Here is a 16,376-nt window from a genome sequence, read left to right as displayed (position 1 = left end):
ACCGCCCGCCATTCCCTAGATTTTGCCTAGGAAAATGGTGCGCGTCTCAACTTAAGTTAACTCAATTTGACTGTCATCACCGATCATAAACCGCAAAGCCTTTGGACGCGCCGGCGCATTAATCAGTTGAGCTCGTTGCCCGATCACGCTATCAACAATTCGCTGATGAATGCCAATTATTTTCGCCCCTTGCAATATTACACTGTGTTCGATATCAGCATCAATCATCGTCACGCGATCGCCAATACTGCTGTAAGGCCCGACAAAGCAATTTTCAATGCGGCTATTTTCTCCAATTACCACAGGCCCGCGAACTGTAGAATTAATAATTTCCGTTCCTTCGCCTATTTGCACGCGCCCGATAATTTGACTTGTGCTGTCTACTTTCAATTCAGATGAAGCTACGATACGGCTATCTAAAATGATTTGATTTGCACTCAGCAAATCATCTTTTTTCCCTGTGTCCAGCCACCAACCCTCTAAATTACAGGCTTCTACCTGTTTTTTCTGATTGATGAGCTGTTGGATAGCATCAGTAATTTCCAGTTCGCCGCGGGGCGAAGGTTGAATTTGATCGATCGCCTCATGAATAGTAGGAGCAAAAAAGTAAATTCCTACCAGTGCTAAATTTGACGGTGGAACTTTTGGTTTTTCTACCAACTGCAAAACTCGCCCGTTTTCATCAACTTTTGCCACACCGAAAGCCGAGGGATTTACAACTGGACGCAACAAAATTAGACCGTCTAGTTTTTGCTTTTGAAAAATCTCTAAAAACGGATCTAGCGAATTTTCAATTAAGTTATCTCCCAAATACATAATAAACGGAGAATCACCTAAAAACGGTCGGGCAACTTTCACCGCGTGAGCGAGTCCCGCCGGTTCTGATTGCAAGATATAAGTAATTTTTGCACCGAAGCGAGATCCATCTCCAGTTTTCGCCTTCACCTCTTCCCCAGTTTCGGGACTAATAACAATCCCAATATCCGTAATCCCAGCCGCCACAATTCCTTCTATTCCGTACCACAGTATCGGCTTATTTGCCACAGGAACCAACTGCTTAGCACCCGTATAGGTTAGGGGACGCAAGCGTGTTCCTTTGCCGCCAGAGAGGATGAGTGCTTTCATGGGGTGAAATCTAAGTTATCCTTTAGGGTTTGCGGTGCTGGCTCGATTTGCCTGCACTTGTTCGCTCTGGTTAATTTTAAAGCACCGCTACCCCGCTGGCAATAGCCTCGATAGCAGAAAGCAGGCTTCAAAGGCTTCAATCGAGGTAAAAAGAAGCACGAAGGAAGAAGGAAGCAGCAATCAAAGCAAGGGTTTGAGCAATGCGAGAACTTTCTCAGTCTCTTGGCGGTTGCTGTCCAATTGATTTATAGTCGATCGAGCATTCAGTCATCTCAAATTGAAAAATGGAAAATCTCAAATAGTTTAATAGCGACCGTATCTAGCGATAACTTTATTACCACTATTATTGTTATTTGTCAACCATGCCCACATTTGATCGCCCAGACAAAAATGCCACCACTCGTTAGGATGCTGCTGAAAACCAGCCGCTATCATGGCATCTTTTAATATTTGCCTGTGCAGGTGATATTGCTGTTTTTCCGGCTGCTTGCTATTGGCAAAATAATCGGGATAAGAGCGTTCTGATGTTTCATCAATCGGAGAACCCATATCAATTTGTTGATTATTTTCATCCACTAAAGTTATATCTAAAGCAGCGCCTGTACTGTGAGGCGGAGGCGTAGCCAGATCCATAGTCGGTACTGCCCAAAATTGATATACGTGATTGATAATTACTTCACGTTTGTCTTCGGAAACCGGAAATTCGCAGCCTTGAGCTACAGCAATTTGATTGAAAGTATAATCTATCATAAATTGCTGAACTTCTACCGGCCGATAAGCGTCAAATATCAGAATTTGCCAATGAGGATAATGTTGCTGTAGTTGCGTTTTAGCTGTTATTAAACTATTGACAACTCCTTGCCGCAAATAGTAAGGCGAATCTGCTTTGCTGTTGTGATAAGGAGCACCGAGTTTTTGATAGGGGGGCGGCGTTTCCAAGGCAAAATGTTCGGTGGGAATTGGCACTAAGGGTTCGCCGCATTCATCGATCGCTATTTGCTGATATGGTTTCATATCAAGGTTTTACCTGTTTAATTATTACTGATGAACTACAATTTTATCGCGATTCAGTTCTATCAATGAATGTTGCTGAAATAGTTCCGCCAACAGCGGTAAATTATTCATAAATAAGTCGATAAGCTGGTTATTATTTATGTTGCCTGTAGTCAATATTAACACCTTATAAGGTTGCTGTTTAATCATAAATGAATCGATAAAATCTCTATCTTTTGTGATAACAATTCGACCTTCTTGGATAGAAAGCAAGTTAATTTCTGAATCGGGAGTTGCGTTTTGTCGAGGTAAATCCTTAGTATGAATAGTATCGTGACCAACAGATTGCAGAACGCGCGCCAGACGTACTGGTAATTGTGCATCTACCAAAAACTTCATTACACTAATACTCGATATATGCTTTTCACTTGAGTAAGCCGTGCTGCAAAAAGCAAGGCAGCTAGAATATCCTCATGTTCTAAATCGTCATAATCATCTATGATTTCTTGAAAATTCATACCAGAACTAAGTAATTCAAGAATCAACTCTACTGGATATCTGAGGCCGCGAATACAGGGTTTTCCGTGACAGATATTCGGGTCAAGCGTGATGCGCTGCAAAAGTTGGTTTTCCATATTTGAGGAGCAACTATTAAATATATTCTAACTTAAAGAGCGTAGCACTGGCTCGGTTTGTAGTAAGGACTAAAGTCCTTAAAAAAATCCTAGGACTAAAGTCCTCACTACAAACCTTAAAAATTCTAACTTTGGCGATAAGCAACTACTGCATAAAACGGATCGCCACTTCCTATTCGCAGCATTTGCATAAAACTCGGCAAGTTAGGCTTGCGAACAATTACTTCGGGCTGGCTAAATCCGGGTATGTTCGCTCCTTTGACCGAATCAAAGTAACTCTTGACCAATTGTACCCGATCGCCCTCCGAACCTTCCCGCCAAGCCGCAATTGCCTTTTGAGAAAACATCCGGTTGGAAAAGCTGATAATTGCTACGCCCCCGGGCTTCAAAATGCGGCGAATTTCGGCAAAAATCGCATCCGGCTGTTGCAAATACTGCACGGATACGCAGTTGACAACTGCGTCAAATTCTGCATCTGGCAGCGGCAATTTGGGATTTGCGTTCAAATTTTGCAAGAAATAATGATTCAGCCTGGGATTTTTTGCTAACTCCTCTTCATTCATGCCGTGGCCTTCGACATGGGCAAATTCCATTTCTTCCGGCAAGTGAGACACCCAACTGCTCATCATATCAAAAATCCGAGTATTGGGTTTGAGCCGTTCCCGATACAAATCGGTTAGTTGCTGAATAAACCCGTCATCTACATGAGTCACAAACCGAGGAGAGGAATAGAACACTGTATCGTCGGTGTCGTCTAACTTGGTACGCTGATTTCCTTGGAGTGGCATAACGTGCGATGTGCGATCGTAACTTTACTCTTCTTATTTTACTAATAATTAAGAAATGTAAATAGATTCCGCAGGATGGATTTCCGGCACTCGCCCGCTCCAATCTTAAATCATCCCCTTCAGAGTCTATTGAGTATTTCTCTTATGCAAGACTCTGCTTCATTCAGCTTGTCACCACAGCTTCCGGCTCGTTTATGCGTTGATGCAGGACTGAGAATAGCTGAACGAGCGGTTTCAAAATAAGGCATGAGCTGGCTCTTTATAGACGGATCGATCGACTCATCTTTTTTTAAATCATCACACAGGCTAGACAGTGCCCATTTGGCATCACTCATCATTGTTGTTTCGTAGGCTTCTTGCACCTCGGATTGGGCGTTGTTTAATTGCTGAAGGATTTGATGCAATTTTTTTCTTTGCTCTTCGGACATCACATTCATCACTCCTTGAGAGACTAACTTATATAGGAATAAAACAAATTATCGTCGGTATCATCAACTTGGTGTGCTGATTTCCTGGGAATAGCATTACGTGTGATCGCAACTTTACCCTTCCTATTTTAGGAATAATTAAGAAATGCAAACAAGTTTGACGAAAATTTAGCTGGTTTTTGCGATCGAGCGTGGGCGATCGCCCTCATTATACCAATCCTGAAAAATAAAGCTACAGATAGTTTTGACCAAGTAAGCCCAAAATAACAGATATCCGACTTTTGAAAGAAGTCCGGGAGCTGACCTGGGTGAAGAATTGGCATTTTGCGTACTACCTACGTAAAATCACTCTAATAAAAACTGACTTGCTTGCTGCAGGCTCAATCTCAAATCTCAAATCCGATGACCGAAAATCCGCGATCGCCCTTGACAACTTCCAAAATACATTTTACACTGATAGTACGAACGCTAAGTAATAAACCGATGGTTACTACATCCACTATCGATCGCAAATATCTAGCTCAGTGGCACGACGTTCTTGCTCCCCATAGCCTGGGCTACCGGCTCAAACTGCTGGGGCAGCTAGGAACTCGCAGGCTGCAAGAAATACTCGAACCCTTCGGGCTGACACCTTTCCACTGGCTGGTACTGTGCTGCTTGTGGCAAGAAGACGGTTTGCCGACTTCCAGCATTGGCGACAAACTGCAACAGGTAGGCGGGACGCTGACAGGCGTGATCGATCGCATGGAAGAAAGAGGCCTAGTCCGCCGGGAGAGAGACACGCGCGATCGGCGTATATGGCGCATTTGGCTGACAGACTCTGGTTCCCAACTGCAAGACGTACTGCCCCCGCTGGTAGCTGAAACCCGCTCGCGAGCTATGGAAGGCATTCCAGAAGCCGATCGACAACTCTTTTCCCAACTGGTCGATCGGGCGATCGTTAATCTTTCCTAAACCGACAAATCGCTCTTTCGAGTGAAGCGCTGCAGCATCTACCTCCACTAAATTACAAATAACTGCAAAATACTACGTATTCTCTTTGATAGCACCAAAAAAAGCCGTTTTAATAAATAAAAACTACGTACCCTAAACAAACGACATCTTATTAAAGAATTAGGAGTCAAATACCATGAAAGACACAAACGAAATCAACCAAGCAGAATTCAACGGCAACGGCAACGGCAACGGTAAAAGCAAAGCAGTAGCTGTATTAGAAAAGCCGATCGATGACACTATAGCCAAAAGCCTACCAGTAATCCCCGCCCCAGAAACAGAAGTCAGCGCCGAGGTCAAAACCGGCCCAGAAACAGAAATCCAACCACCCCTGCCGCCGTCGGAAACACCCAAGAAAAAGTCCAAGAAACCACTAATTTTCGCTGTATTGGGCATCGGGGCGATCGCAGCGGGCAGCTTCGGCTACCACTACTGGCAATACGCCTCCATCCACGAAGAAACCGACAACGCCACAGTTGCCGGACACATCCACCAAGTCAGCAGCCGCATCAACGGTACAGTCAGCGAAGTCTTAGTGCAAGACAACCAACAAGTCAAACCCGGACAACCGCTGATTAAACTCGACCCCCGCGACTACCAAGTTAAACTGCAACAATCCCAAGCAGCCTTAGAAAACGCCCGCCGCCAAGCCGAAGCCGCCCAAGCCAATATTGCCCTCGCCTCTCAAACCAGCCAAGGCAAAACAGCCCAAGCTCAAGGAGATATCAGCACCGCCAATGCTGGCATTTCCACCGCCCAAGCAGCCATTAAAGAAGCCCAACAAGGCGTACCCGCCGCCGAAGCTGCAGTCGCCCAAGCCGAAGCCGGCGTGCCCGCAGCAATCGCCAAAGTCGCCCAAGCCGAAGCCGGAATTCCCCAAGCACAAGCCAAAGTGACGGAAGCCCAAGCCGGTATTGCAGCCGCGCAAGCTCAGCTAGTACAAGCGCAAGCTAGTCTGGTTAAAACGCAAGCCGATTATAAACGTTACGAAAGCTTGCAAGAAGAAGGTGCGATCGCCCGCCAGCAACTAGACGCAGCCAAAGCCGCCTACGAAGTAGCCCGAGGCCAAACCACCGCAGCCCAACAAGGAATTGCCCAAGCTAGAGCGCGCTTAGCCCAAGCCAAAGAAGGTGTAACCGAAGCCCAAGCAGGAGTAGCCCAAGCTAGAGAAGGGGTAAAACAAGCCGAAGCCCAAGTAGCGCAAGCCAAAGTCGGCATCGCCAGCGCCGAAGCTAAAGTCGCCGTAGCCCAAGAAGGTATCAGTACCGCCGAAGCGAAACTTGCTGCATCCCAGGGCGGGTTGCAACAAGCTCAAGCTACGGGCGAGCAAACTAAAGTCAGCCGATCGCAGTATGATGCTGCTAAGGCTGCGATCGCCCAATCGGAAGCTGCGGTTAAAGACGCTCAACTGCAACTTTCCTACACGAGTATCACCGCACCAGCCGCCGGACAAATCGGCCGCAAATCGGTTGAAGTCGGGCAGCGGGTGCAGCCGGGAAGTCCATTAATGGCGATCGTCAGCAACGATTTGTGGGTAATTGCCAATTTCAAAGAAACGCAACTGGCAAACATGAAACCAGGCCAAAAAGTAGAAATCAAATTAGATGCTTTTGGTGGTCGCAAATTTGAAGGTCATCTCGATAGTTTCTCCCCTGCTTCTGGCGCTCAATTCTCCCTATTGCCTCCCGACAATGCGACGGGAAACTTCACCAAAGTAGTGCAGCGGATTCCGGTGAAAGTTGTGTTTGATGCCGAAAGCATTAAAGGCTACGAAACTCGGATCGCACCGGGGATGTCTGCTACAGTGAATGTGGAACTGAAATAAATTAAGCAGTCATTACACAGGCCAAGAAGCCTGGTTTGGTCGCAGAATCCCGGTTTCTGGAAATTATACACGGGCTAAGAAACCGGGTTTCTGCGATTATATTTGTAGCGCAGCGAAAAATATCGGAATCAACCCGGTTTCTGGAAATTTATGCACGGGCTAAGAAACCGGGTTTCTGCGATTATCTTTGTAGCGCAGCGAAAAATATCGGAATCAACCCGGTTTCTGGAAATTTATGCAGGGGCTAAGAAACCGGGTTTCTGCGATTATTTTGGTGGCGCAGCGAAAAATATCGGAATCAACCTGGTTTCTGGAAATTTATGCACGGGCTAAGTTTCTGGAAGATTATTTTTATTGCCCTAAAAACAATATTAAAACTTCATTCTATCACGAATCTAAGTTTTTTTGCGAATAAAACAACTTTATGGTACACTACCAGATTGTGAATATTAATCAAAAGTAAAGTAACAAGCCGGGAGAAATCTAAATGACACAGCAAACCCTGCACGGAACCAGCCGCAAAAGAAAAAGAACATCCGGTTTTCGCGCCAGAATGCGTACCGTAAACGGTCGATTGGTAATCAAAGCCCGCCGCAGCAAAGGTCGCCACCGCCTCGCAGTCTAGCACTGCAGCCTTGGTGGAGAAGCCTCAACGATCGCAGCTACCATGTTGCCTCCTACAAACCGACTCAAGCACCGAAAAGACTTCAGCGCCGTTTACCGCAAGGGAATGCGCCGCAACTCGGCTCATTTCAGCTTAAGAGCTCTTCGCAAACCTAAAAGCGTCGAAATCAGCAAACCGACGACAGCCGAGAAATCGGTGCCACCAACTCGCACGGGCATTTCTATCAGTCTCAAGGTGAGCAAGCGCGCTGTAGTCCGTAACCGGATTAAGCGCCAGATTCGGGCAGCTTTGCGAGAGCTATTGCCCAGATTAAAATTTGGGTGGGATTTAGTAATTGTCGTGCGTCCGATCGCACAAGAGTGCAATTATGCAGAAATTCTGCAAGAATTAGAGCAGTTGTTGGTAGAAGCCGAGGTACTAGATGGGAATTCGAGAGGAAGTATATTATGAAGGCGGCCCCGCGCTTGGAGACTTGATCATCAACTTGCTCCTGGGGCTTACTGTCGTGGGAATCCCCCTCGCAGTAGGAGCAATTGTCCGGGCTCTGTGGCTGCGCTACCGGATCACCAGCCGCCGTGTCTCCATAACTAGCGGTTGGATGGGGGGCGATCGCACAGATGTTATCTACTCCGATATAGTCAAAATGGTCACAGTACCTCGCGGTTTCGGGAGTTACGGAGACATGGTGCTGACAATGAAAAATGGCGGCCGCTTAGAATTGCGATCGATTCCGAAATTCCGAGCCATGTATGATTACATTAACGAAAAACTGCCCGCAGCCGCTCAAAAAGCCAACGCGGCTAAAACTAAATAACCGCAGCGCTTTCACCCTAGTTTGAAGCCCAAATTAGTCTGTTTTCGCATTTGCAGATTCTTCGACAACGCAAGTGAACAAGTTTGAAATTTGAGATTTATTTGCTGCCGATGAATCTGGAATGTTGAACAAAAGTCTAAAATTAGAGGCTGCTAACGACAGAAGTCGGGCGCTTGTGTCCGTTTGTTGGGTGAAGTCAGGGCGAGTATTAGCCAATTGATTACAAAAACCTGCGGGTCGGGCGGTCGATCGACAGGCAATGTCCTAAGATATAGACAAAAGCCTAAAAAGTGAGACGGCCCGCCTTCAGCGGGTAAAAATAGTTCTCAACAGCAAACAAAGAGCAGCTAAATTAACTCAAAGCGAATGGATTTTGGTATCTCGTTTCTCTCCAACAACCTAATGCTGCCGATCCTAGATTTTTTCTACGGGATCGTGCCAAGCTACGGTTTAGCGATCGTAGCTCTGACGCTCGTGATTCGCTTTGCTCTTTATCCTCTCAACGCAGGCTCTCTTCGCAATATGCGACGCATGAAAGTAGCCCAGCCTTTGATGAAAGAGCGAGTAGATCAAATTCAAAAACTCTATAAAGACAATCCTACTAAACAGCAGGAGGAAATGAGCCAAGTCTACAAAGAATTTGGCAACCCTCTAGCAGGATGTTTCCCGTTGGTGCTGCAAATGCCAGTGCTGTTTGCACTTTTCGCAACGCTCAGGGGTTCGCCATTTTCTGACATAAATTACAACGTCAACCTTGAAATTGTCCCGAAAGAACAAATCGAAACTGTTCAACCGCAAGCTTTTGCTACACCGCCCCAAAATATTTACTTCACAGGTACTTTTCACGCTCCAATTGTGGGCGTGATTCCAGGTGGCAACAAACTCGCAGTCGGCGACACAACCAAAATAAATTTTCAAACCTCAGAGGGCAAAGCTCTTCAAAGCATAGCGACAGAAAATAACACCGAAATAGACCTTGAACCCCGCTGGAAAATTATCAAAGGCGAAGAACTCGTCAACGTAGACGAACAGGGCAACATCACAGCCTTAGCGCCCGGTGAAATCACTGTTGAAGGCATAATCCCCGGATTGGCCGCCAACAAAGGATTCCTGTTTATTGAAGCTCTAGGCCGCGTTGGCGCGATCGACCCAGATGGTAAGATCCACTGGGATATTTTGGTGATGATCCTCGGCTTCGGCATTAGTTTGTATATCAACCAAACCCTTTCGGGACAAGCACAAGGGCCAAACGACAACCCCCAACAGGCGACAGTCAACAAACTAACGCCAGTCATATTTTCGGGGATGTTTTTGTTCTTCCCGCTGCCCGCTGGCGTGTTGATGTATATGCTGATTGCTAACATCTTCCAAACAGTTCAAGCGTTTATTTTGTCCAGAGAACCGCTGCCTGAAAATCTCCAAAAAATCGTGGACGAAGCAGAGGCGAAAACTCAAAAAGAACAGGGATTAGATGCACTTCCCTTTGAACCAAAGCGTTCTAAGAAAAAGGCTTGATTTTAACAAAAATGAAAGACTCTCAAATGCAGCGCGGACAGGAATGGTTAGAAGAATTGCTAACACTGTCCGCAATTCCTTCAACAGTGGTATGCGAACAACAAAAAGATTGCTATTGGATGACCATAGATCACAGCAATCTGACTCCCGAACAAGTGGCAATCTTAGTCGGGCCTGACGGTGATGCACTAGATGCGATTCAGTACCTCTGCAACGCGATTGCGAACATAGGTAACGAATCAGAAGAGTCCATTCCTTATACGGTGGAACTCAATGGCTATCGCATCCGCCGCCAAGAGGAATTGCGCTCGATGGCTGAGTATGCAGCAGATCAAGCGCGATCGACAGGAACTGAAATTGAACTAAAATCGTTGTCTTCAGCAGAACGCCGTCAAGTCCACGGTTTTTTGAGCGAATATGAAGATCTAGAAACTTACAGTCAAGGACATGAACCCGATCGGCGTTTGGTAGTGCGTCGGCGCTGACGGTAAAAAAGGAAAAAAGGAAAAAGGAAAAAGGAAACAGCCCAAAATTAGCTATTCCTTTTGACTTTTGACTTTTGAATCAGCCCAAAAACAGATACAAGCCCCCGATGTCAGAAGTGGATATTCCAAAATTTTAGACCAAAGTTTCAGATCCCAGATTCATCTGTGAAGTAAATCTAAAATCTAAAATCTAAAATCTCAAATCGACTGACTTGTGCCTTGAGACGAAAAGCATAAAACGGCGAAAGATGATTATGGAGACAATTTATATTCCTCATCTACTCACAAAATTAGAGCGGAAAGAGGTTATTGATTTTGAAGAATTTATTCCCGATTTAGAAACTCTCACTCCGGTGCGGGGACGATTGCAAGTTGCTCACCAAGGTAATTATCTTGAAGTGAAAGCAAAAGCAGAAACAATTGTTACTCTAACTTGCCACAGATGCTTGAAACAATACAATCATCGTTTAAAACTGCGATCTTCTGAAATAATTTGGTTGGAAGAAAAAAACCTTCAGCCCGATGCAAGTTCAGGAGAATATGAAGTTGATTTAGAAGATTTGGTGGAAAATTTGCCACCTACAGGCTCTTTTTCTCCGAGTGATTGGGTGTACCAGCAAATGTGTTTGGAACTACCGCACAAACATCTATGCGATACTGAATGTCCGGGAATAGATATAAATGATGATGATGCTGCTGCTGAGACAGAAAGCTCAGAAACATTATCGGACAGTCGCTGGGCTTCTTTGGCAGCACTTAAACGGAAATTGCCTTAGTCAGTTGGCAGTTGGCAGTTGGCAGTTGGTAGTTGGTAGTTGGCAGTTGGCAGTTGGCAATAGTCAATAATTAATGAAGTATTTGAGTTTTGCTTTTACACGCGAGTGCGATCGCCCTAGATCGCACTCAAACAAAAAATATTTTTACTCTCCGAAACAAATGCTTCCGTAGCTAACCACTAAGAACTGTGGAATAACGAGTTCAAAAATAACACCAACTAGCCACCAATGACTAATGAGATCGTACCCGGTCGATTACAATAACAAAAACGGTTCGTAGTGTGGACTTTAGTCCGCATTATTTTCCATTCTAAAGTCCACACAACTCCAATTTTAGCTCGGTCAATCTACCGGACAACAAATAACAAATAACAAACAACAAATAACAAATAACTAATAACTAATAACTAATAACTAATGACTATTTTTAGCGACGAGTTTGAACTGCTGCTACGATCGCGCTACCCCCTAATTTACATTCCCACACGGGAAGAAGAGCGCGTCGAAGCAGCGATCGCCCAATGCGCCAAAAAACAGGGTTCTCGCGCAGTCTACATCTGGGATTTTGTTGACGGCTACCAAGGAAATCCCAACGATGCCGGTTTTGGCAAGCGCAACCCGCTGCAAGCTTTAGAATTTCTCGAAAAATTGCCCGCATCCGCGCCGGCGATCTTTATTTTGCGAGACTTTCAGCGGTTTTTAGAAGATGTTTCAATTTCCCGCAAGCTGCGGAATTTGGCGAGACTCCTCAAATCGATGCCCAAAAATATTGTCATCGTCTCTCCAATAACTTCGATCCCCGAAGACCTCAGCGAAGTAATCACAGTTTTGGAGTTTCCCCTGCCTGCGGCGGCGGAAATAAAAATTGAGGTGGAAAGACTGTTAGGGTCTACCGGACAAGCCATAGAAGGGCGTTTGCTGGACGAAACAGTGCGCTCCTGTCAAGGTCTGTCGATCGAACGAATCCGGCGAGTTTTGGCAAAGGCGATCGCCACCAGAGGCGAACTGCACCCAGACGACGCGGAACTGATTTTAGAAGAAAAGCGCCAAACAATCCGCCAAACTCAAATTCTCGATTTTTACCCAGCCCGCGAAAACATCTCCGATATCGGCGGTTTGGATAATCTCAAAGAATGGCTGCTGCGGCGCGGCGGTGCTTTTTCCGAACGAGCCCGCCAATACGGTTTGCCGCATCCCAGAGGCCTGTTGTTAGTCGGAATTCAAGGAACAGGTAAATCCTTAACTGCAAAGGCGATCGCCCACCACTGGCATTTACCCTTGCTGCGATTGGATGTCGGGCGCTTATTTGCCGGATTAGTCGGCGAATCGGAATCGCGCACCAGACAAATGATTCAGCTAGCCGAAGCCTTGGCCCCTTGCGTGCTGTGGATTGACGAGATTGATAAAGCTTTTTCGGGATTGGACGGTAAAGGCGATTCCGGGACAACCAGCCGCGTGTTCGGGACTTTTATTACTTGGCTGGCAGAAAAAACTTCACCGGTTTTTGTAGTCGCTACGGCGAACAACATCCAGTCTTTGCCGCCGGAAATGCTCAGAAAAGGCAGGTTTGACGAAATATTTTTTGTAGGTTTGCCCAGTCAGGAGGAACGGCGGGCAATTTTTGAGGTACATTTGTTGCGGTTGCGATCGCACAGTATCAAAAATTACGACTTAGAGCGCTTGGCTTACGAAACTCCCGATTTTTCGGGTGCCGAAATTGAGCAAACTTTGATTGAAGCCATGCACATTGGGTTTAGCCAAAATCGAGACTTTACCACAGATGATATTTTAGAATCAGCCAGTCAGATGGTACCCTTAGCCAGAACGGCGAGCGAGCAAATCCAATTTTTACAAGATTGGGCCGCTGCTGGGAAAGCTCGCCTTGCTTCGAGATACGGCAGTCTGAGCCGCCGGATTCAGGGATAGTCGCTCGAAGAGATTGTGCAGATAGTCAGTATTCGCCATTTACCCGAATCTGAAGTTGTCTTCCCAGTGTCTATCCCACCCAGTCCAAATTCATCCATTCCCGATTCCCAATTCCCAATTCCCAATTCCCAATTCCCAATTTTCCTTCTTCCTTCTTCCTTCTTCCGTCTTCCGTCTTCCTTCTTCCGTCTTCCTTCTTCCTTCTTCCTTCTTCCGTCTTCCTTCTTCCTTCTTCCTTCTTCCTTTTTCATATGAACAGTATATATAGCGTTTTCAAGTTTTTAGTGGGTTTTCTGCTAGCGATCGTCCTCATGGCAGGCGCTAGCGTGGCGGCTGCACTTTACTTTGCCGCTAAGCTAACTACTGTGCCCGAAAAACCGATGTTTTCCAATGACAAAACAGCAGTTCAGGTTGCCGGCGCAACACCCAAGTCAACAGCGCAAGCTAGCCCTGTTTCTACATCTAGCGATGAGCAGTCTCCGAAACCCTTAGAACCGGGAGCTTACCGAGCTTTAGTGACTCAGCCGATCGGCTTAATTCTCCGAGACAGTGGGAGCAGAGACTCAAACCGGATTGGCGGTGTCGGTTACAACGAAAAAGTCGTAGTTTTAGAAGATTCCCCGGACAAAGAGTGGCAGCGAATTCGGGTTGAGGATGGCAATCGCGAAGGCTGGGTAAAGGGCGGCAATACTGCCAAAGTCGAAGGTGAATAGGACAATAGCCGATCTCAAGTCCTGCACGACAAGCCCGATCGGCGATCGGGAAATTATCTGCCTTAAGAAAGCGTCGATCTGCCTGATACCTGGGGTTTCCGAGAGCGAAAATCTACGCAACAAGTCTAATCTTAATCTCCGATTCAAAAATTCAATATCACATTTATTTATAAAAGTCAAGTAAAGTTTATTTGCAATATTTGGGATGGCAATCAGAGACTCTGAGACTGTGGGTGCGAGTCCGAGCAAAATCAGCAATTTGACATTAAAGCCAAGCAGCGCAAAGGTTTTTTAACCAAAAATCCCACCCCCAGACCAGGCTTTGTATAAGTAAAAGCTATCTAATTAATTAGAGTATGTTAAGAAACTTAGCAAAATTTTAAGCTTAGTTGCGAAACTGAGGGATTTGTGACCTAGGCAGAAGCAACAGTGATAGCTTTGATCCCAAGAGGTAACTTTTCAGCTTAATAGCTACCAAAAATAAAAGATATGTACGACAAACGTCCCGATCGAGATTTGGCGACTGCTGCTGTAACTGCGGCATTAGGAGCTGGGGTGGTCACTTCTTTTGCAGTCAGCAGAGGCCAAAACCCGCTGGTAGCTTTGGCAATTACTGTTTTTGCGGCGGGAGTAGCTTTGATTTGCGATCGGTTCGGCTTAATTTAAGTTAATGTCCCATTTTTAAGACGAACATTTAACCAATAATATCGTGTCGGGTTGATTTGGTTTTTGTGATTGTAATAGATTAAACTCGATCCAAGATCCCACCCCTATTTGCAACCAGCAAGGGTGGGAATTTGTATTGATGCTTCAATAAATAATATTTTTATCAATCAAAAATAAAAATTTAGTCAAAAATACTCATAACATCATCTCCGGTCGATTACCGCAACAAAAACTTTTCGTAGTGCGGACTTTAGTCTGTTGTGAGCGTATGCAAGTCTTCACTACGAACCTTAACCGCGCCTGTGCGGTCAATCCAATCGGTGATAGAGCCATAAACCGCATTTTGGGCAGTATATCAGGACTAACTCAAAAATTTATCATTTTTGGCGATCGAGGTTACGATGTGGCTGCAAACTTTTTGCCTGACACTCGCGTCAGTACAAACAGCGATGCTATCTTGGTTGTTACCTGTAATTATTTTTGAAGGCAATTTTTTTAGACAAACAGGGTTGCTTCGTGCGAACAGGTAAAACTCAGTCTTGATAGAATCGGAGCAATCCAAAGCTCAGTTTGAGTTTGCTCGTACACCACAGCCACAATTTAACAGTAAAAATTTATGGAATCCCTAGCCTACCTCGAACTTGCTCTTGTTTGCGAAGCACCCGCAGAGTCGAAAATTGTTGATGGGCCAAAGTGGCAAAATCGATCGACTCAGACTTATGTCCGTTTGTTGTCTCTGACCTTGATGCTGTCGGTTTTGAGCGCGGCCGGTTCGGCTTTTGCTCAAATAGATCCTGTTAGTCCAGATGTGCGCTCTGTTCAAGACCGGTTGCGGGAACTCGGCTATTTTCCCCGCTCTTCCACCGGTCAGCTAGGCCCGGTAACTAGACAAGCTCTGACTAACTTTCAACGAGACTATCAATTGTCGCTGACTGGCCGGCCCGATCGAGCTACGGCGATCGCTCTCAACAGTTTAGCCCAGGACGATCGACCTTTTAAAACTACTTATACAAACTATAGCTATACCGAACTCAGTTTTGGAGACACCGGTGCAGAGGTTTCCGCCCTCCAGCGCAGGTTGCAGCAGCTAGGCTACTTCAACACTCATCCCACAGGAAATTTTCGCGAAGTTACTGTCCGTGCGGTGAGATATTTCCAGCGAATTAATGGGCTGCAGGTGACTGGAGTTGCTGACCGGCAAACTTTAGCTTTGCTGTTTGGCTCCATCGGGCAGATTCCGCCCGCTACGCCTCCGGGGAATATTTCGGGAAATGGCGGTTGCAAGGGGCTGCGCTTCGGGGACAGAGGGGCGACGGTAGACTTGATCCAGCGGCAGTTAAAAGCTTTGGGTTATTTTGAAGGCGACGTTGACGGCAAGTTTCGCGAGCGCACTCTTTACGCTGTGACTCGTTTTCAGCAAGATTATAATTTGGTTTCTGACGGCTGCGCTGACACTGCCACTTTGACTGCTATCGATGCCGAGATGAGGTCTAATCAAATTACCTTATATCCTGGAGAAAATGACGAGCAGAGTAATGCTGGAGATTTTCTGGAGTTGGGCGACACAGGCCGAGAAGTTGAATTTGTGCAGCGGCGGCTGCAACAATTGGGTTATTACAGGAGCCAGATTCACGGTTGGTTCGATCGACCAACTCAGATAGCTTTGATCCGGTTTCAGAAAGATAGCGGGATGTTCGGGACTGGTCGGGTGGATCGCAGCACTCGATCGGCTTTGCGACTAGGCCACAGGCAGGCAGCAAAGGCGCAGCAGCCAGTCGCAAGGGGTATCCGGCGGGGTGATAGAGGGCCTGCGGTGCTACAGCTTCAATCAGCGCTCAGAAGTCTTGGCAAAAATCCCGGCCCGATGAACGGAGTATTTGGAGCCGAGACTGAATGGGCGGTGCTGTCGTTTCAGCAGGAACGCAATTTGTCTCCGGCGACGGGTATTGCCACTCCGGCAACTTTGGCCGAAATTCAAAACGGATTGGCTCGGAGGTTGCCTGTTCCTGCTGTTCCGATTAGCAGCACTGTCAATTCTCGTCGATCGAGCATTTAATACTGACAAAGGT

The 16,376-nt window shown here is 46.2% G+C and carries 19 protein-coding genes; 12 read left to right on the top strand and 7 right to left on the bottom strand.

The window, feature by feature from the left end; all coding sequences use genetic code 11:
- Nucleotides 1-51: 51 nt before the first annotated feature.
- The 6 genes from QUB13_RS02510 to QUB13_RS02485 form a co-directional block, all read right to left on the bottom strand.
- The gene (locus tag QUB13_RS02510; protein WP_194010932.1) at nt 52-1,125 is read right to left on the bottom strand and encodes a glucose-1-phosphate thymidylyltransferase; all 1,074 of its coding nucleotides are present in this window, start codon (nt 1,123-1,125) and stop codon (nt 52-54) included.
- Nucleotides 1,126-1,428: 303 nt separating this feature from the next.
- Complete coding sequence (locus QUB13_RS02505; RefSeq protein WP_333378594.1) at nt 1,429-2,139, bottom strand: M15 family metallopeptidase; 711 nt, start codon at nt 2,137-2,139, stop codon at nt 1,429-1,431.
- A 24-nt stretch (nt 2,140-2,163) separates the two neighbouring features.
- A complete protein-coding gene (locus tag QUB13_RS02500) occupies nt 2,164-2,517 on the bottom strand; it encodes a DUF5615 family PIN-like protein (RefSeq protein WP_333378591.1) in 354 nt (117 codons plus the stop codon).
- Nucleotides 2,517-2,753: a DUF433 domain-containing protein gene (locus tag QUB13_RS02495; RefSeq protein ID WP_106333745.1), complete on the bottom strand. Its 237-nt coding sequence runs from the start codon at nt 2,751-2,753 to the stop codon at nt 2,517-2,519. The genes QUB13_RS02500 and QUB13_RS02495 overlap by 1 nt, the downstream gene beginning before the upstream one ends.
- Nucleotides 2,754-2,878: 125 nt before the next feature.
- Nucleotides 2,879-3,541 carry a class I SAM-dependent methyltransferase gene (locus QUB13_RS02490; protein ID WP_333378587.1) on the bottom strand — a complete coding sequence of 221 codons (663 nt, stop codon included), beginning with the start codon at nt 3,539-3,541 and terminating at the stop codon, nt 2,879-2,881.
- Between the two features lie 119 nt (nt 3,542-3,660).
- A complete protein-coding gene (locus QUB13_RS02485; RefSeq protein ID WP_333092782.1) occupies nt 3,661-3,969 on the bottom strand; it encodes a hypothetical protein in 309 nt (102 codons plus the stop codon).
- Between the two features lie 483 nt (nt 3,970-4,452).
- On the opposite strand from QUB13_RS02485, the gene QUB13_RS02480 reads away from it, so the two are divergent.
- From QUB13_RS02480 to QUB13_RS02440, 9 genes are all read left to right on the top strand, one after another.
- Nucleotides 4,453-4,923: a MarR family winged helix-turn-helix transcriptional regulator gene (locus tag QUB13_RS02480; protein WP_333378583.1), complete on the top strand. Its 471-nt coding sequence runs from the start codon at nt 4,453-4,455 to the stop codon at nt 4,921-4,923.
- Between the two features lie 175 nt (nt 4,924-5,098).
- Nucleotides 5,099-6,787 carry an HlyD family secretion protein gene (locus QUB13_RS02475; RefSeq protein WP_333378580.1) on the top strand — a complete coding sequence of 563 codons (1,689 nt, stop codon included), beginning with the start codon at nt 5,099-5,101 and terminating at the stop codon, nt 6,785-6,787.
- A gap of 487 nt (nt 6,788-7,274) precedes the next feature.
- Complete coding sequence (rpmH, locus tag QUB13_RS02470; RefSeq protein ID WP_193974120.1) at nt 7,275-7,412, top strand: 50S ribosomal protein L34; 138 nt, start codon at nt 7,275-7,277, stop codon at nt 7,410-7,412.
- Between the two features lie 42 nt (nt 7,413-7,454).
- The gene (gene rnpA, locus QUB13_RS02465) at nt 7,455-7,862 is read left to right on the top strand and encodes a ribonuclease P protein component (protein WP_333378577.1); all 408 of its coding nucleotides are present in this window, start codon (nt 7,455-7,457) and stop codon (nt 7,860-7,862) included.
- Nucleotides 7,834-8,226, top strand: coding sequence for a PH domain-containing protein (locus tag QUB13_RS02460; protein ID WP_333378575.1), 393 nt, complete (start codon nt 7,834-7,836; stop codon nt 8,224-8,226). The genes rnpA and QUB13_RS02460 overlap by 29 nt, the downstream gene beginning before the upstream one ends.
- 366 nt (nt 8,227-8,592) lie before the next feature.
- Nucleotides 8,593-9,741, top strand: coding sequence for a membrane protein insertase YidC (yidC, locus tag QUB13_RS02455; protein WP_194010923.1), 1,149 nt, complete (start codon nt 8,593-8,595; stop codon nt 9,739-9,741).
- An 11-nt stretch (nt 9,742-9,752) separates the two neighbouring features.
- Nucleotides 9,753-10,226 carry a Jag family protein gene (locus QUB13_RS02450; protein ID WP_333378571.1) on the top strand — a complete coding sequence of 158 codons (474 nt, stop codon included), beginning with the start codon at nt 9,753-9,755 and terminating at the stop codon, nt 10,224-10,226.
- A gap of 254 nt (nt 10,227-10,480) precedes the next feature.
- The gene (locus tag QUB13_RS02445) at nt 10,481-11,002 is read left to right on the top strand and encodes a YceD family protein (protein WP_333378568.1); all 522 of its coding nucleotides are present in this window, start codon (nt 10,481-10,483) and stop codon (nt 11,000-11,002) included.
- A 417-nt stretch (nt 11,003-11,419) separates the two neighbouring features.
- Nucleotides 11,420-12,928 carry an AAA family ATPase gene (locus QUB13_RS02440; RefSeq protein WP_194010920.1) on the top strand — a complete coding sequence of 503 codons (1,509 nt, stop codon included), beginning with the start codon at nt 11,420-11,422 and terminating at the stop codon, nt 12,926-12,928.
- Here QUB13_RS02440 and QUB13_RS02435 read toward each other — a convergent pair.
- Nucleotides 12,919-13,179, bottom strand: a complete 261-nt coding sequence (locus tag QUB13_RS02435) for a hypothetical protein (protein WP_333378563.1) — start codon at nt 13,177-13,179, stop codon at nt 12,919-12,921. The two genes, QUB13_RS02440 and QUB13_RS02435, sit on opposite strands and share 10 nt — an antisense overlap.
- On the opposite strand from QUB13_RS02435, the gene QUB13_RS02430 reads away from it, so the two are divergent.
- The 3 genes from QUB13_RS02430 to QUB13_RS02420 all read left to right on the top strand — a co-directional run bounded on the left by QUB13_RS02430 (nt 13,180) and on the right by QUB13_RS02420 (nt 16,363).
- On the top strand, nt 13,180-13,641 hold the full coding sequence (locus QUB13_RS02430; RefSeq protein ID WP_333378560.1) for an SH3 domain-containing protein: 462 nt from the start codon (nt 13,180-13,182) through the stop codon (nt 13,639-13,641).
- Nucleotides 13,642-14,130: 489 nt separating this feature from the next.
- The gene (locus tag QUB13_RS02425; protein ID WP_194010918.1) at nt 14,131-14,307 is read left to right on the top strand and encodes a hypothetical protein; all 177 of its coding nucleotides are present in this window, start codon (nt 14,131-14,133) and stop codon (nt 14,305-14,307) included.
- A 616-nt stretch (nt 14,308-14,923) separates the two neighbouring features.
- Entirely contained in the window at nt 14,924-16,363 is a 1,440-nt protein-coding gene (locus QUB13_RS02420) for a peptidoglycan-binding domain-containing protein (protein ID WP_333378557.1), read from the top strand.
- Nucleotides 16,364-16,376: the final 13 nt, after the last annotated feature.

Origin of the sequence: Microcoleus sp. B4-D4 (assembly GCF_036705185.1) — a bacterium.
Taxonomy (GTDB): Bacteria; Cyanobacteriota; Cyanobacteriia; order Cyanobacteriales; family Microcoleaceae; genus Microcoleus.
The sequence above is the reverse complement of the archived record's forward strand: the minus strand, read 5'-3'. Positions and strand labels throughout refer to the sequence as shown.

What these genes read in the sequence shown, in the direction of transcription:
- QUB13_RS02510 (WP_194010932.1), bottom strand. Translation starts at nt 1,125, where the DNA reads ATGAAAGCACTCATCCTCTCTGGCGGCAAAGGAACACGCTTGCGTCCC.
- QUB13_RS02505 (WP_333378594.1), bottom strand. Translation starts at nt 2,139, where the DNA reads ATGAAACCATATCAGCAAATAGCGATCGATGAATGCGGCGAACCCTTA.
- QUB13_RS02500 (WP_333378591.1), bottom strand. Translation starts at nt 2,517, where the DNA reads ATGAAGTTTTTGGTAGATGCACAATTACCAGTACGTCTGGCGCGCGTT.
- QUB13_RS02495 (WP_106333745.1), bottom strand. Translation starts at nt 2,753, where the DNA reads ATGGAAAACCAACTTTTGCAGCGCATCACGCTTGACCCGAATATCTGT.
- QUB13_RS02490 (WP_333378587.1), bottom strand. Translation starts at nt 3,541, where the DNA reads ATGCCACTCCAAGGAAATCAGCGTACCAAGTTAGACGACACCGACGAT.
- QUB13_RS02485 (WP_333092782.1), bottom strand. Translation starts at nt 3,969, where the DNA reads ATGTCCGAAGAGCAAAGAAAAAAATTGCATCAAATCCTTCAGCAATTA.
- QUB13_RS02480 (WP_333378583.1), top strand. Translation starts at nt 4,453, where the DNA reads ATGGTTACTACATCCACTATCGATCGCAAATATCTAGCTCAGTGGCAC.
- QUB13_RS02475 (WP_333378580.1), top strand. Translation starts at nt 5,099, where the DNA reads ATGAAAGACACAAACGAAATCAACCAAGCAGAATTCAACGGCAACGGC.
- rpmH (WP_193974120.1), top strand. Translation starts at nt 7,275, where the DNA reads ATGACACAGCAAACCCTGCACGGAACCAGCCGCAAAAGAAAAAGAACA.
- rnpA (WP_333378577.1), top strand. Translation starts at nt 7,455, where the DNA reads ATGTTGCCTCCTACAAACCGACTCAAGCACCGAAAAGACTTCAGCGCC.
- QUB13_RS02460 (WP_333378575.1), top strand. Translation starts at nt 7,834, where the DNA reads ATGGGAATTCGAGAGGAAGTATATTATGAAGGCGGCCCCGCGCTTGGA.
- yidC (WP_194010923.1), top strand. Translation starts at nt 8,593, where the DNA reads ATGGATTTTGGTATCTCGTTTCTCTCCAACAACCTAATGCTGCCGATC.
- QUB13_RS02450 (WP_333378571.1), top strand. Translation starts at nt 9,753, where the DNA reads ATGAAAGACTCTCAAATGCAGCGCGGACAGGAATGGTTAGAAGAATTG.
- QUB13_RS02445 (WP_333378568.1), top strand. Translation starts at nt 10,481, where the DNA reads ATGGAGACAATTTATATTCCTCATCTACTCACAAAATTAGAGCGGAAA.
- QUB13_RS02440 (WP_194010920.1), top strand. Translation starts at nt 11,420, where the DNA reads ATGACTATTTTTAGCGACGAGTTTGAACTGCTGCTACGATCGCGCTAC.
- QUB13_RS02435 (WP_333378563.1), bottom strand. Translation starts at nt 13,179, where the DNA reads ATGAAAAAGGAAGAAGGAAGAAGGAAGAAGGAAGACGGAAGAAGGAAG.
- QUB13_RS02430 (WP_333378560.1), top strand. Translation starts at nt 13,180, where the DNA reads ATGAACAGTATATATAGCGTTTTCAAGTTTTTAGTGGGTTTTCTGCTA.
- QUB13_RS02425 (WP_194010918.1), top strand. Translation starts at nt 14,131, where the DNA reads ATGTACGACAAACGTCCCGATCGAGATTTGGCGACTGCTGCTGTAACT.
- QUB13_RS02420 (WP_333378557.1), top strand. Translation starts at nt 14,924, where the DNA reads ATGGAATCCCTAGCCTACCTCGAACTTGCTCTTGTTTGCGAAGCACCC.